We start from the raw sequence: 13,800 nt of genomic DNA, 5'->3' as shown, positions 1-13,800 counted from the left end.
GGAGTCCGACCCGGGCGCGGAGGCGGTCAGGGGCCGGACGCTCCGGCGTCACGGCCGCGCACCGCCCAGCAGGCTCCGGCCGAACTCGACCATCAGCTTCGCGTAGTCCTCGCTCCACTCCGCGCGCTCCGCGATGTCCGCCAGGGTGAGCCGGTCGAACCGGCGCGGATCGGCCAGCTGGGCGGCGGCGACGGCCTGGAACTCGACCGCCCGGTCGGCCGCGGCACGGAAGGCCAGCGTCAGCTCGGTGGCGCGGTCCAGCAGCTCCTTCGGGTCGTCCATCGACTCCAGGTCGAAGAAGTGCTCGGGGTCGGCGACCGCAGCCGACGGCTCGAAGAGCAGGGGCGCGGGGCGCAGCCGCTGCTGCTCGTTCCGCTCGGGTTGTGCCATGTGAGGTTCCTCCTTCGGTGGGCCCGACGGCCACCCTCCATTGTCCAACCGTCCGCAAGCGTGCTTCGGGGGCGGTGCGCGGGGCGCACCGGGTCACCGCCCGGCGCGACGCACGTCCCCGACGGCCCATCGCCTGTGACTCCGGCAGTGTTACGGGCGCCACGGGACGCGGTGTTCCGCGAGGTGGGTCAGGACCGCGTGGTTCGCCTCCCACCCGTCGGGGAACTTGATCGTGACGCCGAGCCGGACCGGTTCCGTCGACGGGTGCTCGTCCAGGAGGTCCGCGACACCTGCGCGGCAGACCACGATGCAGGCGTGACGGTGGCGGGACGCCAGGACGCACAGCCGGCCCGTCTCCAGATGGAACGCCGTGGCGTCCGGGCGCCCGGACAGCGGGTGCAGGACCACCGTCACATCGAACTCGCGGCCCTGGAGCCGGTTCGCCGTGTCCACGGCCACACCCGTCACACCGAGCTCGGCGAGCGCCGCCCGTACCGCCGCCGCCTGGTCACGGTGGGCCGTGCCGACCGCGACCCGGTCCGCCGTCACCGGGGCCGGGTCGGGGGAGCGCTCGCTCGTCGCCGCTCCGCCCCGGTCCAGCAGCCGGCGGACCACCAGGGCCACCGCGCGCACCGCCTCCGGGTCCGTGCGCGGGGTGTGCCGGGCCGGGAGTTCGAGCAGGCCCCAGCCGGACTCCGCGGCCTCGTCCAGCACCCGGTCCGGGGCGGAGCCGTCCGAGGGGACGCCGAACGACAGCCGCCGGTCGCCGTGGTCCGTACCGCTGCGGAACGGGGTGTACGGGTAGAACGCGTCCGAGACCAGCCGCGCGGCCGACGCGGGCAGCCGCCACGACACCGGCAGCCGGCGCTGCGGCAGCTCGGGGTTGTGCGCCAGCAGGGTGGAGACGGCGCTCGCCGACGGGTCGTACGACAGCCCCGCCCACTGGTCCGCGCCGACGATGGAGAACGGGTCCAACTGGCCCGGATCGCCGACGAACAGCGCCCGCTCGAAGAGCCCCGCGACGGCCAGCAGCGCGTCCGAGCGCATCTGGTACGCCTCGTCGACGATCGCGTGCCCCCACGGCTCGACGTTCTTCACATGAGCCCACTTGGCGGCCGTCGAGATGACGACATCGAGTCCGGCGAGATCGGCGGCCTTCGCCGACTTCCGTACGTTGGCCAGGCCGTCCAGCGCCTTGTCGTACGGGTCCGCGTCGTTGCTGTGCAGGCGCCCGACCGGCAGCCCCGGGTCCTTCTCGGCCAGCCGCACCACCAGGTCGTCGACCTGCGCGTTGGTCTGCGCGACCACCATCAACGGGCGCCCCGCCGAAGCGAGTTCGAGCGCGGCGCGCACCACCAGCGTCGACTTGCCGGCACCCGGCGGGGAGTCCACCACGATGCCGCGGGCCGTGCCGTTCAGCGTGTCGTCCAGGATCTGAGCGGTGGCCCGCCCCGCCTCGGCTCCCGGATCGAATACGGCCGTCACAACAGGTCCTCCGGGGTCACGGGGTCGGGGTTCTCGGATTGTCCGGCGGCGCCCGGCGGGCCGCCGTGCGTCCACGGCGTCTCCTCCGGGTCCGGCAGCTTCGGGCCGCTGCGCTGGTCGTGCTCGAACAGCGTCCAGACGATCCGCTCGCCCGGCTCGGGCAGCGAGCCCGGGGCCGGTTCCTTGCTCCGGCCCATCCGGTCGGTGATCCGCAGCACCAGCAGCCGCTCCTGGGCGTCCGGGAGATCCTTGCAGGCGTACGCCACGAACTCGGCGGTCTGCGGCTTGCCGTCCAGCGTGCGGTACACCTTTGTGCGCTCACCGAGATGAGGTCGCTCGTCCGTCCGGACCGTGACCAGCGGGCGCGGCGAGGGCCGCTTCGACTCGCTGTACGCCATCACCACCTCGGTCACCTCCCCGACGAACGCCTCACCGGCCAGCCGGCGCCCGGCGAGCACCAGCGGATCGTCCAGCGCCTCCTGTGCCTCCAACTGCGCCTGCGCCGTCTCCCGCGAGGCCAGCTTCTGAGCCGCCGTCACCGCGTCGTCCCGGCGAGGCTGCGGCGGCTCCCCGGCCCGCACCCGGTCGCGGTGGCCGGTGAACGACCAGCGGTCCCGGGTCCACCGGTCCTCGGTCCTGGCCCCGGCGGGCAACTCCCGCATCAGGTCGAGCCCCCGCCACACCGCGTCCCAGGCCGGCCGCGCCACCCCGGCCAGCAGCGACCTGATCTCCCGCTCGGCGGCGGTCAGTTCGGCGAGCCGGGCGTCGGCCGCGAGGCCGTCCTCGGCCGCCGCGAGCGACGTGCGCGCCCGGTCGTACTTATCGATCGCGGGCGCGAGCAGCCGGTTGTCGAACGCCGGATCCGTCGCCGGTCCGGCGGGCGGGCAGAGCAGCTGGCCACCGGTGTCCCGCTGCAGCTCGGCCCGGAGCGCGGCCTCCGCACCGGACTCGCCCGCCGCAGGGTCGATCCAGGCGAGCAGCGCCCCCAGATGCTGGTCCTCCAGCGTGGACTGCCCGGTCGCCCAGTGCCGGTTCAGCAGATCGGTCATGGCGAGGAGCAGCGAGGAACCCGGCACCCGGGCCCGCTCCCCGTAATGCGTGAGCCAGCGGCCCAGCAGCGGGACACGGGCCGGCGCCGGGTACGGGGTGTCCGGGTCGTCCTCGGCGGTGCGCCGGAACCGCATGGACCGGCCCAGCAGCCGTACGAAGTCGAGACCCGCCCGGCTCGGCACGATCAACTGCGGCGCGTCCGTGCACAACTCGACCTCGACCTCGACCTTCTTTCCGGTCTCGGGATCGATTTCTTTGCGCTCGGCGGGCTCCACCACGTCCGTGTACGTCTCGATGTGCGGCAGGACCACCTCGGCCAGCTCGGCGAGGAAAGCGAACCGCAGATCGCGGTCGCGCGGCTGGGCCACGGCGAGCAGCCGGGGCGCGTCCCGGTCCGTTCCGACGAGGGCGCCGAGCGGGGCGCCCGCCTCACCGGCGGTGGTCAGCGGTACGAGAACGAGCGGCGTGCCGGTGAGATGACGGTGCCTGACGGTGGCCATCGGCTGCGCCCGCCCGCTCTCCACGGCCTCCAGCCGCGCCAGGGTACTGATCAGAGACACGCCGGGCTTCCTTCCCGGGGCGCGCCCCGGTGCTCCAGGGCCTCCACGCGCAGGGCCGCGGCGCGGCGCAGGGCGGCGACCGTGGGGTCGGCCGGATCGCCTTCCTTGCCCGCCGCCGCGGCCAGTACCGCGCCCACCGTCGTCAGGCCGCCGAGCTCACCCCGCACGCTCCGTCCCAGGGCCTCCACCGCTCCGGCCGCACGTGCCTTCGCCCGGCAGTGGAAGGCCAGTTCGCACGCGGCCAGGCACTCCGGTGCGTACGCCGCCGTGACCGCGTCGACCGCGGCCGTCAGCTCCTCAGGGGAGCGCTCCGGGTCGAAGGTGGTGCCTTCGGGCAGGGTCGCAGCGATGTCCTCGACCCGGGTCAGCCGGTCAAGCTGGCGGCGGGTGACCGCGTGTTGCTTGCGCACGTCGACGACCGACGCCGTCGGCAGGTTGGAGAAGTCCTTCGGACAGACCAGCAGCACCCGGTGGCCGACCTCCGCCCCCGCCGTGACCGCCGCGATCCGCTCCAGCGCCAGCACGTACACCGCCGACTGCCGGGCCGCCGCGCCGACCTTCGCCGCGTCCGCCGAACTGTCGATCACGGGAAACGACTTGATCTCCACGACCGTCCACCGACCGTCGGGGTGCACCACCACCGCGTCCGGCTCCAGATAGGCGGGCGAGCCCGCCACCTCCAGGGCCAGCATCGGGTGATCGAGGAGCGCCCAGCCACCGGCCTCGGTCGCCTCCCGCAGCGCCAGCGCCGTACGCGCCGCACGGCCCTCGGGGCCCGCCGCCGCCAGATCCGGCACCCGGACCTCGCGCGGCGCCTCGCCGCCCCCGCCGAGCCGCTCGTACAGCAGGCGCATCAGCTCCGTGCCGCCGTCGGCCTTGACCCTCGCCTCGAACGCGTTGCCCCGCATGAACGCGAACTGCGACTGGCCGAACGCGGCGGGGGAGCCGAGCGCCGTGGCCAGCGCGGCCTTGTCCACCCCGGCACCGTCCAGCAGGGCGCGCCGCCTGCAGCCGGGGTTGGCGGCGAGGGCGGCCAGCGCGCGGGCATCGAGCGGATGCGGCGCGACGGCCGGACCGCGCAGCTCAGCGAGCCGCTGCCGGAGTGTCGTCGCCTGCTGCGTCGGCCGATGCTGCGTCATCGGTGGAGTCTGCGGAGGAGGTCCGCTGGCCGGGGATTCGCTCACCCGCGGAAGTCTTGCATCCGGCACTGACAACGGGGGACTTCGTGACCGGGACGGCCACGCCGGAGCGGGCCCGTACCGTTGCCTTGATCCGGTCGGCGAGCCGCATCACCGGCTCGGTGAGCAGCGCCCCCACGGCCATCACCGCGGCGCCCGCGACCGCGTCGAGGAAGTAGTGGTTGGCCGTGCCCATCACGATGAACGTGGTGAGGAGTGGGTACGCGACACCCGTGGCCCGGAGCAGCGGGTGCCGGCCGTGGCGCCACAGCAGGATGCCGCACCACAGCGCCCAGCCGACGTGCAGGCTCGGCATCGCCGCGTACTGGTTGGTCATCCAGCCCATCCCGCGCGGCGCACTCGCCTCGGCGCCCCACCAGCCGTACGAGCTGTACTGGGCCATGGTGTCGACGAAGCCGTGCGTGGCGTGGAGCAGCCGCGGCGGGCAGGTCGGCATCAGCGCGAAACCGATCAGACCGAGCAGCGTGGACGTCATCAGCCAGGTGCGGGCGGCGCGGTAGACGGCCGCGCGACGCCGGTATATCCAGATCAGGACGGCCGGGGTGACCACGTAATGCAGTGAGGCGTACGCGAAGTCGGACGGTATGCCTATCGCCGGATGGGCCGTCATCAAACGGTTGAGCGGGTGCTCGGCGTTGAGGAAGAGCGTCTTCTCCAGATGAAGTATGCGCAGCCCGTGGTCGACGGCGGTCGCCACGTCGCTGCGGACCAGCAGCCGGCCCGCCGAGTAGACCGCGTACACGATCACGATCAGCGGCAGCTCGGCCCACCATCGAGGCCGGTACCGCGACGCGGGCGCGGCGGTGGCAAGCGACATCCGGATGCTCTCCATCATGTGTTCATGCGTCCGACGGCGGGCGTTCAACCGTACGGCGCAGGTCGGTGGCGAATCCCCCCGGGGGTCCCCTGTGGATGCCCCGTGCGCGCGGAGCTTTGTCCGCGGAGGAAGGGACGCCGATGCGGCCCCGGAGGTTGCCCCCCGGGCACGTGAGCGATGATGGACAAAGGCGGATGACCCGTCCCTGTTGTCGTTTTCTCCGATCCACACCTCAGGGGGAGCCGTCATGGCACCGCGTATCCTGCTCGCCCGGCACGGCCGGACGGAATGGTCCGTCAAGGGCAATCACACCGGCAGGACGGACATCCCGCTGCTCGACGCGGGCCGCGAGGGCGCCAAGCTGCTGGGCGAGCGGCTGCACCGGAAACCGTGGGCGGACCTGCCGGGCCTCGAGGTCCGGACCAGCCCGCTCGTCCGTGCCAGGGAGACCTGCGACATAGCCGGCTTCGCGGACCGCGCGCAGCCGTGGGACGCGCTCATGGAGTGGGACTACGGGGCGTACGAGGGCATGACCCCGGCCGAGATCCAGGCGATCCGGCCGGGCTGGTTCATCTGGCGAGACGGGGTGCCGGAGGGCGAGACCCTCTCCGAACTGTCCGCCCGCGCGGACGAGATCGTGGCCTGGGCGCAATCGGCCGACCGCGACGTGCTGGTCTTCGCGCACGGTCACATCCTGCGGGCGCTGGGGGCGCGGTGGCTGGGCGAGGACGTGTCGTTCGCGTCCCGCATCCGGCTGGACCCGACATCGCTGTCGGTGCTGGGGTGGGCCTACGGGGCGCCGGCGCTGGAACGCTGGAACGACACGGGCCACCTGGACCGGTAGGTCCCGCCGTTGCCCGGAGGCGCGGTGGGCGCTTCGCGGAGGGCGGCGCCGGGGAATTCCGGCCTGCCCGGTGTACGAGGACCCAGCCGTCGGACCGGTACGGGGTGCCCCGGCCTCGCCGGGTGCTCCTACACCCTCGTCCACACGCCCATGTCTGCGCACCGCTCCAGAAGCCCCGCCACCTCCGGTGACCCGCGCTGTGCCCGCAACACCCGCACCGCCCCCGCCAACATCGCCCGGATCCGGGACGACTGCACCCGGTCGAGCAGGTCCAGCACCTGGTGCCCCGTCGCGGCCGCCTCCGCCGCGGCCCCGGCATGTGCCAGGTCCGTCGTCAGCTCGGCCCGGTACAGCGCCAGGTTCCGGGTGAAGTGCGGGTCCTGCAGCTGTGTGGCCCGTCGCGCATGACGCGCCGCCCGCGGCCAGTCACCCAGCGCCGACCAGCACTGCGCCTCCAGCATCTCCAGCTCCGCTTCCCGGAAGAACGTCATCCACTCCGGGTCGGCATCGCGCGTCCCCCGCCCGAAGGCCTCGTGCGCCCGCCCCAGCGCCCGCTCGCAGCCGCTGCGATCACCGAGCCCCGCCCGGCCCCCCGCCTCCCGCAGCGCGAGCAGCGCCAGCAGTCGCGGTGAGCCCAGCGGCGTCGCCGCCCGCTGCCCGGCCTCCGCCGCCCGTACCGACTCCCGCGGCCGCCCCGTGTCCCTGGCCAGGAACGACGCGTTGCAGAACGCATGCGCCTCCAGCGCCGCGTCACCGGCCAGCCGTGCCGTCGCCAGCGCCTCCGCGTAGTGCGAGCGGGCGTCCTCGAAACGCCCCGAGTCATGGGCCAGCCACCCCACCGAGATGGCCAGCTCGCCCGCCCCGGCACACAGCCGGTCGGACGTGGAGCGGCGGGTGATCGTCCCCTCGTCCAGCAGCGCATACGCCGCCCTCAGCGGCTGCGCGGCCCGCCGGTAGAGGCCGTCGCCGCCGTGCCGGTCGTCCAGCAGCCTGATCTGCCGAACCGCCTTCTCGACGGCGGTCACCTCGGCCTCGCCGACCCGTCGCTGTGTGGGGCGCTGTGCGGGTACGGCAGCGGCGGCGACGCCGGTGGTGCCGAGGCCGAAGCCCAGGGTTGCGGCCGCCATCGCGGTGGTGCCGCTGGTCATGAATACGCGACGCAGCACGTCGCTCTCCTCGTCGGTGTCGCTCTGGAGCGTGGGGGGCAGTGGGGTGTCGGGGATCTCGGCGGTGGCGCGCGCTCCTCGGCCGCGCACGGTCTCGCGCGACGAGAAGCCCAGGTCCGCCAGGGTCGCCCCGGGGAACATGTGCAGGAAAACCCGTTCGTATGCGTAGTTGGGGCAGCGGATCTCGCCGGACTCCACGCGTCCGATGTACCGGGCGTCGCACGCGACCTGCTCGCCGATCTCGCGGGCGGATCTGCGCACCGCGGCAGCGAACTCCCCGGCGGAGCGCGGTCCGCGCAGCCGCCGGAAGGCGAGGTTGGGAACTGCCCCTGTCGACACCATGGCTGGGCCCTCTCTGGTGCAAGCCGGGCCTGTTTCCGGTGTCCCGGCGGAGCAAGAAGGTACCTGCTGTGACGGACCGCACACGCAGGGTTTGCCTACAAAACGGATATCTCGCCCGCGATCCGCCATGAACTGCCATCCTTTGCGGCGGCGTGGCACCGTAGCCCTTGACGTAGTCGACGCGTTGGTTCATGTGGAGACGGAGTCTGGCTCCGCCCGGCGATGAGAGGAGAGGTCCCTTGTTGCATCTCGGCACGGAGACCGGCTCGCGCACGACTGAGACGACGACCACGACGACGACCGCTTCCGGGGCTGCGGAGCCCGAACCCGCCACACCCCGGCCCCCGGCCTCCGAGCCCGCCGTGGCGGAGCCCCTGCCGCCCACCGCCCCCGGGCCCTGCGAGCTGGTGACCGTCCCCGCCCGCCAGGGCCTCGAGGCCGTCGACATCCTGCGCCGCGGCGCCGATCAGGAGGCCGTCGGGCCCGTCCTGCACGACGGCACCTGCGACACCCTCGGCTTCCTGGTGCCGCCGGGCACCGCCGAGGCCTGGGACGTACCGGGCAGTGCCTGTACGCAGACGAGCGGCCGCGGACTGCGCATCCCCGCCGAGCCGCCGGTCTCGGGCAGCGGCTGGCTGCTGCCGCCGGCCGCCGACGCCCCGGTCACCGACCCGGCCGCGCTGCGGGCCGCCCTCGACCAGGCGGCCCGGCTGATCGAGGCGGCTGACAACTGCCGCTGAGCTCATAATGGCCGGGGGCGTGTTCCCCGCGCCGGTGGCGGTCCGGCACCGGTCCGGAGCGATGAGCAGGGGAGACAGCAGTGGCACGTCGAGGAGCATCCGGCGGTGGCGAGAACGCGCGGGGGCGTTCCGACCGCAGGCCGGAAACCCTCGCCGAGGCGGTCGACGGCGGTCTCGCCGAGCTGATACCCGACCGGGAGCGGCCGCGTGCCTGGACGCTGAACCTCGACGGCGCCCCGCAGTCCCATGTCGACCTCGACGACCCCTCGCACCTGTCGTTCTCCTACCAGCGCCGGATCGGCCACATCGCGGATCTTGCCGCCCCCGCGGGGCAGCCCCTGCACGTCGTGCACCTGGGCGGCGGCGCCTTCACCCTCGCCCGCTACATCGCCGCAACCCGCCCCCGCTCCACCCAGCAGATCGTCGAGCTGGACGCGGCGCTCGTCCAACTGGTCCGCCGGGAGCTGCCCCTGGACCCGCAGGCCCGGATCCGGGTCCGGTCCACCGACGCCCGCGCCGGACTCGGGAAGATCCCCGACGACTGGGCGGACCTCGTCATCGCCGACGCTTTCAGCGGATCCCGCACCCCCGCCCACCTCAACAGCACCGAGTTCCTCACCGACGTACGCAGGGTCCTGAAGCCCACCGGGCAGTACGTGGCCAACCTCACCGACGGCCCGCCACTGGCCCATCTCCGCGGTCAGATCGCCACTGCTGCCGCCGTCTTCCCCGAACTGGCCCTCGCCGCCGACCCGGCGGTCCTGCGCGGCCGCCGCTTCGGCAACGCCGTGCTGCTCGCCTCCGGACTGCCGCTCAAGGTCGCCGAACTGACCCGCAGGGTCGCCACCGACCCGCACCCAGGACGCGTCGAACACGGCCGGGAACTCGCCGACTTCACCGGCGGCGCGGCTGCGGTGCGCGATGCCGACGCCCGTCCGTCACCGGTGCCGCCCTCCGCCGCGTTCCGGTGACGAGGTCTGAGCCCGCGGCATCCGCCCCTCGCGCGTGCCGCGGGTGGTGTTCGGGGTGTCGGCTTCGGAGAAAGAACGCGCAGGTGCCCCGGAGCCGCCCTCGGGCGCCGCGCCCCGTTCACCTTCCGGCGGGCGCTCCCGTGCGAACGGGGTGGGACGGGAGCCGATTCCCGGCGCCGGGGCGCCTGTCGGGCGCCGACGGGGGCTTCCGCCGCCCGATTCTGTGATCGTTTGGCAACAAGCCTTTGACCTGCTGGAATTCAAGAGCGTGCTGGCCCGGAGATTGCGCTCACCTGCTTTGGCAAGCCTTCGGCCGGACACGGTCTCGTGACTTGCAGGACACACTCGGGCAACGGAAGCGTCTTCAACTCTTGACACTCGCCCCTCCAAGGCAGGAACCTTCCGACATCGACGCATGGGAGCGCTCCCACATCGCCTGAGGCCTTCTCGCGCGAACGGCACTGCCAGTGTTCTCCCCCCTTGCACCATCCGGCACCGCACTCATCAGCGCGTATGCCGCGCAGTCAGAACGCCAGTCCCACCCTGGAACAAGGAGTAGTGGAATGCGTATCACCCGCACCGTCGCCGGTCGAAGCCGCAGAGCCGCGGTTCTGGCCACCACGGGCCTGACGGCCACGGCCCTGTTGCTGACCGGCTGCAGCAGCGACTCGGATTCATCGGAAAACACAGGCTCCGGCGCGAATGGGAAGATCACGCTGACCGTTGCCGACTTCGGGCAGTTCGGCTACAAGGAAGCCGGTCTCTTCGCCAAGTACCACGAGCTGAACCCGAACATCACGGTCAAGGAGGACGCCACCTCCGATGAGAAGGTCTACTACCCCAAGCTGCTCCAGCAGCTGAACTCGGGCAGCGGTCTGGCGGACGTCCAGGGCATCGAGGTCGGCCGGATCAAGGAGCTCGTCGACACCAAGGCGTCCTCCTTCGTCGACCTCAGCAAGGTGATCGACGTCGACGACTGGGTGTCCTGGAAGGAGAAGCAGGCCACCACGGCAGACGGCGCGGTGATCGGCGCGGGCACCGACATCGGTCCGATGTCCCTCTGCTACAACACCGACCTCTTCAAGCAGGCCGGTCTGCCGACCGACCGCGAGGAGGTCGCCAAGAGGGTCGCCGGCGGCTGGGAGGACTACCTCAAGCTCGGTGAGGAGTACAAGAAGAACGCGCCCAAGGACACGTACTTCATGGACTCCGCGAGCGCGATGTTCAACGCCGTGGTGAGCTCCGACGCGAAGCAGTACTACGACGAGAGCGGCAAGCCGATCTACAAGGAGAGCCCCAGCGTCAAGATGGGCTGGGACCTTGCGGCGGAGGCGGCGACGAAGAAGCTGACCCAGGGCCTCGCCCAGTTCAGCGACCCGTGGAGGGCCGCCCTGCGCAAGGGCACGATGGCCACCGTGGCCTGCCCCGCGTGGATGGCCGGTCAGATCTCGGTCAACGCCGGTGACGGCAACAAGGGCAAGTGGAACATCACCACCGCGCCCGGTGCGACCGCCGCCAACTGGGGTGGATCGTTCCTCGCCGTGCCCAAGTCGGGCAAGCACGTCGACGAGGCCACGAAGCTCGTCAAGTGGCTGACCGCCCCCGAGCAGCAGGCCGCCGTCTTCAAGGCGATCGGCAGCTTCCCGTCCAACAAGGGTGCGTACGAGCTGCCGGACGTGAAGAGCGCGACGCTGCCGTACTTCAACGACGCCCCGATCGGCCAGATCTACGCCGGAGAGGCCAAGTCGATCCCGGAGACCGTTCTGGGCCCGAAGGACGGCGTGATCAAGGACAGCATCTCCACCCAGATCAACAACATGGAGCAGCGCGGCACCAGCCCGGACGACGCGTGGAAGGCCGCGACCGGCGCGATCGACAAGGCGATCGGCTGACCGTCGCGGCAGCGGGCGGCCACCGGGCCGCCCGCACCTGCGCGCTCCCGAGCACCCGGCCCGCCCCCGCGCCCAGGGGCTGTCCGGGGTGCCGGGTGCTCATCGGCCTCTCCACGGCGTGCCCGGATGCACCACGGGGGACCTCCCGGGCGCGCCGTGGACCCGTCCCGTCCGGCCCGGTACCGGGGCACCTCCGGCCACCCCGTGGACATCCACGACCGTGAGCAACAGCCCCTGCCGGGGCGCCCCAGTACCCGGGTACCCCAAGTAACCAAGGGAAGGACTCCCGCCCGTGGCCACCTCGACTCCCACCCGGGACGCATATGCCCCGCCACCCAGCGGCCCCCAGCAGCCGCAGGCCGACCCCCGCCGGCAGGCGTGGCGGCGTCGGCTGTGGCGGTTCGACGACAAGGCGTCGCCGTACGCCTACATAGCCCCGTTCTTCCTCGTCTTCGGCGCCTTCGGGCTCTATCCACTGCTCTACACCGGCTGGATCGCCCTGCACCGGGTCGAGATGACCGGCATGGACCAGATGGAGTGGGTCGGCTGGGACAACTTCGACAAGATCCTGCACGACAGCGAGTTCTGGACCGCCGTCACCAACACCTTCCTCATCGGCGTCATGTCCACGGTCCCGCAGCTGCTGGTCGCGCTGGGCCTGGCCCACCTGCTGAACTACAAGCTGCGTGCCAGCACCTTCTGGCGAACGGTCGTCCTCACCCCGTACGCCACTTCCGTGGCCTCCGCGGCCCTGGTCTTCGCCCTGGTCTTCCGGGCCGACGGCGGTCTGCTGAACTGGGCGCTGGAGTTCGTCGGCCTCGGCCACACCAACTGGGCCAACGGGCACTGGACGTCCAAGATCGCGATCTCCGTCATCGTGATCTGGCGCTGGACCGGCTACAACACGCTGATCTACCTCGCCGCCATGCAGGCCGTGCCGAGCGATCTGTACGAGGCCGCCTCGCTCGACGGCGCCTCGCGCTGGCAGCAGTTCCGCAAGGTGACCGTCCCCTCGCTGCGGCCCACGATCCTCTTCACGATCGTCATCTCGACCATCGGCTCCATGCAGCTGTTCGGTGAGCCCCTGCTGCTGGAGGGCGGCATCCTCGGCGCGCAGGGCGGCAACGAGAATCAGTACGAGACGCTCAGCGTCTACCTCTACAACTACGGCTGGAACCTCGGGCATCTCGGTCCTGCCGCAGCAGTGGCCTGGGCGATGCTCGCCCTCCTGCTGATCATCGCCGCGGTCAACTGGCTCATCGGCCGCTTCGTACGCACATCCGCGGTCTGACCGGGAGCGATATCCATGACCATGACCAGCCCCACCAAAGCCCCGGCGATCGGCGTCCCGCGCACGGCCCACCGGGCGCCGCGGCGCCCGAGCCGGTTCAAGCCGGGCGCAGGCAAGCAATTGCAGGGCGGCCCGTTCGCCTATATCGCCCTGGCCGTCGTCGGCATCGGCTCGCTCCTGCCGCTCTACTGGACCCTGGTGGCCGCCTCCCACACGCAGGACGAGGTGCTGGCCTCCACACCGCCCTTCCTGCCGGGCGGCCGGCTCATGCACAACCTGGACGCGGCCTGGAACCAGGCCCATCTGGGCAAGGCGATCGTCAACAGCGTCGTCGTCTCCGGATGCATCACGGCAGCGACGCTCTTCTTCTGCACACTGGCCGGATACGCCTTCTCAAAGATGCGGTTCCGGGGCCGCAACGTACTGATGACCGCGGTCGTCGCCACTCTGACGATCCCGCCGCAGCTCAGCGTCGTCCCGCTGTTCATGATGATGTCCGACATCGGCTGGGGCGGAAATCTGGAGTCGGTGATCTTCCCGACCCTGGTGAGCGCGTTCGGCGTGTTCTTCATGCGCCAGTACCTGACCGAGGCGCTGCCGTACGAGCTCATCGAGGCCGCCAAGATCGACGGCGCGAACAACTTCCGTATCGTGCTGAGCGTCGTGCTCCCGGTGGCCCGTCCCGCGATGATGGTGCTCGGGATGCTCACCTTCGTGCAGGCGTGGAACGACTTCTTCTGGCCCTACCTCGCACTGAACCAGCAGAACCCCACACTCCAGGTGGCCCTCGGCCAGCTGAGCGCCTCGTACACCCCCGACCAGAGCATCGTGATGGCCGGCGCGCTGATCAGCACGCTGCCGCTGCTCGTGGTGTTCGTGATCTTCGGCAAGCAGATCGTCGGGGGAATCATGTCCGGCGCCGTCAAGGGCTGACGTGCCGTCATCCGCTCTTTCCCGGGCGCTCCGTACGGCCTGCACCCGACCGCGGGCCGTACGGACACCGGAGTTCCACCCCTTCCCCGACTCCGTTCGTCCACTCTTGGGAGCGCTCCC

12 protein-coding genes are annotated in these 13,800 nt (G+C 71.8%); 6 read left to right on the top strand and 6 right to left on the bottom strand.

Translation table 11 applies throughout. The features are described from left to right. Positions 1-48: 48 nt before the first annotated feature. From AB0I23_RS05800 to AB0I23_RS05780, 5 genes are all read right to left on the bottom strand, one after another. The gene (locus tag AB0I23_RS05800) at positions 49-390 is read right to left on the bottom strand and encodes a hypothetical protein (RefSeq protein ID WP_359107172.1); all 342 of its coding nucleotides are present in this window, start codon (positions 388-390) and stop codon (positions 49-51) included. 150 nt (positions 391-540) lie between these two features. After that, positions 541-1,875 (bottom strand): AAA domain-containing protein, encoded by a 1,335-nt coding sequence (locus AB0I23_RS05795; RefSeq protein ID WP_359107170.1) that lies wholly within the window; start codon positions 1,873-1,875, stop codon positions 541-543. Beyond that, positions 1,872-3,485, bottom strand: coding sequence for a hypothetical protein (locus AB0I23_RS05790; protein WP_359107168.1), 1,614 nt, complete (start codon positions 3,483-3,485; stop codon positions 1,872-1,874). Before AB0I23_RS05790 ends, AB0I23_RS05795 begins: the two co-directional genes overlap by 4 nt. Continuing rightward, entirely contained in the window at positions 3,476-4,669 is a 1,194-nt protein-coding gene (locus tag AB0I23_RS05785; RefSeq protein WP_436846876.1) for a hypothetical protein, read from the bottom strand. Before AB0I23_RS05785 ends, AB0I23_RS05790 begins: the two co-directional genes overlap by 10 nt. Beyond that, a complete protein-coding gene (locus AB0I23_RS05780) occupies positions 4,569-5,501 on the bottom strand; it encodes a phosphatase PAP2 family protein (RefSeq protein ID WP_359107487.1) in 933 nt (310 codons plus the stop codon). The genes AB0I23_RS05785 and AB0I23_RS05780 overlap by 101 nt, the downstream gene beginning before the upstream one ends. 247 nt (positions 5,502-5,748) lie before the next feature. Between AB0I23_RS05780 and AB0I23_RS05775 the strand changes: the two genes are divergently transcribed. Beyond that, positions 5,749-6,345, top strand: a complete 597-nt coding sequence (locus AB0I23_RS05775) for a histidine phosphatase family protein (RefSeq protein WP_359107164.1) — start codon at positions 5,749-5,751, stop codon at positions 6,343-6,345. A gap of 128 nt (positions 6,346-6,473) precedes the next feature. On the opposite strand, the gene AB0I23_RS05770 is transcribed toward AB0I23_RS05775, so the two are convergent. After that, positions 6,474-7,853: a tetratricopeptide repeat protein gene (locus AB0I23_RS05770; RefSeq protein ID WP_359107162.1), complete on the bottom strand. Its 1,380-nt coding sequence runs from the start codon at positions 7,851-7,853 to the stop codon at positions 6,474-6,476. Between the two features lie 242 nt (positions 7,854-8,095). Between AB0I23_RS05770 and AB0I23_RS05765 the strand changes: the two genes are divergently transcribed. The 5 genes from AB0I23_RS05765 (at position 8,096) to AB0I23_RS05745 (ending at position 13,680) form a co-directional block, all read left to right on the top strand. Beyond that, positions 8,096-8,593 carry a hypothetical protein gene (locus AB0I23_RS05765; RefSeq protein ID WP_436846884.1) on the top strand — a complete coding sequence of 166 codons (498 nt, stop codon included), beginning with the start codon at positions 8,096-8,098 and terminating at the stop codon, positions 8,591-8,593. A gap of 80 nt (positions 8,594-8,673) precedes the next feature. After that, a complete protein-coding gene (locus AB0I23_RS05760) occupies positions 8,674-9,564 on the top strand; it encodes a spermidine synthase (RefSeq protein ID WP_359107158.1) in 891 nt (296 codons plus the stop codon). A gap of 563 nt (positions 9,565-10,127) precedes the next feature. Further along, positions 10,128-11,456: an ABC transporter substrate-binding protein gene (locus AB0I23_RS05755; protein ID WP_359107156.1), complete on the top strand. Its 1,329-nt coding sequence runs from the start codon at positions 10,128-10,130 to the stop codon at positions 11,454-11,456. 292 nt (positions 11,457-11,748) lie between these two features. Beyond that, complete coding sequence (locus AB0I23_RS05750) at positions 11,749-12,747, top strand: carbohydrate ABC transporter permease (RefSeq protein ID WP_359107154.1); 999 nt, start codon at positions 11,749-11,751, stop codon at positions 12,745-12,747. A gap of 15 nt (positions 12,748-12,762) precedes the next feature. Further along, positions 12,763-13,680: a carbohydrate ABC transporter permease gene (locus tag AB0I23_RS05745; protein ID WP_359107152.1), complete on the top strand. Its 918-nt coding sequence runs from the start codon at positions 12,763-12,765 to the stop codon at positions 13,678-13,680. Positions 13,681-13,800 lie beyond the last annotated feature (120 nt).

The organism is Streptomyces atratus (genome assembly GCF_040655115.1).
Lineage (GTDB): Bacteria > Actinomycetota > Actinomycetes > Streptomycetales > Streptomycetaceae > Streptomyces > Streptomyces atratus_D.
The sequence above is the reverse complement of the archived record's forward strand: the minus strand, read 5'-3'. Positions and strand labels throughout refer to the sequence as shown.

What these genes read in the sequence shown, in the direction of transcription:
- AB0I23_RS05800 (WP_359107172.1), bottom strand. Translation starts at nt 390, where the DNA reads ATGGCACAACCCGAGCGGAACGAGCAGCAGCGGCTGCGCCCCGCGCCC.
- AB0I23_RS05780 (WP_359107487.1), bottom strand. Translation starts at nt 5,501, where the DNA reads ATGTCGCTTGCCACCGCCGCGCCCGCGTCGCGGTACCGGCCTCGATGG.
- AB0I23_RS05775 (WP_359107164.1), top strand. Translation starts at nt 5,749, where the DNA reads ATGGCACCGCGTATCCTGCTCGCCCGGCACGGCCGGACGGAATGGTCC.
- AB0I23_RS05770 (WP_359107162.1), bottom strand. Translation starts at nt 7,853, where the DNA reads ATGGTGTCGACAGGGGCAGTTCCCAACCTCGCCTTCCGGCGGCTGCGC.
- AB0I23_RS05755 (WP_359107156.1), top strand. Translation starts at nt 10,128, where the DNA reads ATGCGTATCACCCGCACCGTCGCCGGTCGAAGCCGCAGAGCCGCGGTT.
- AB0I23_RS05745 (WP_359107152.1), top strand. Translation starts at nt 12,763, where the DNA reads ATGACCATGACCAGCCCCACCAAAGCCCCGGCGATCGGCGTCCCGCGC.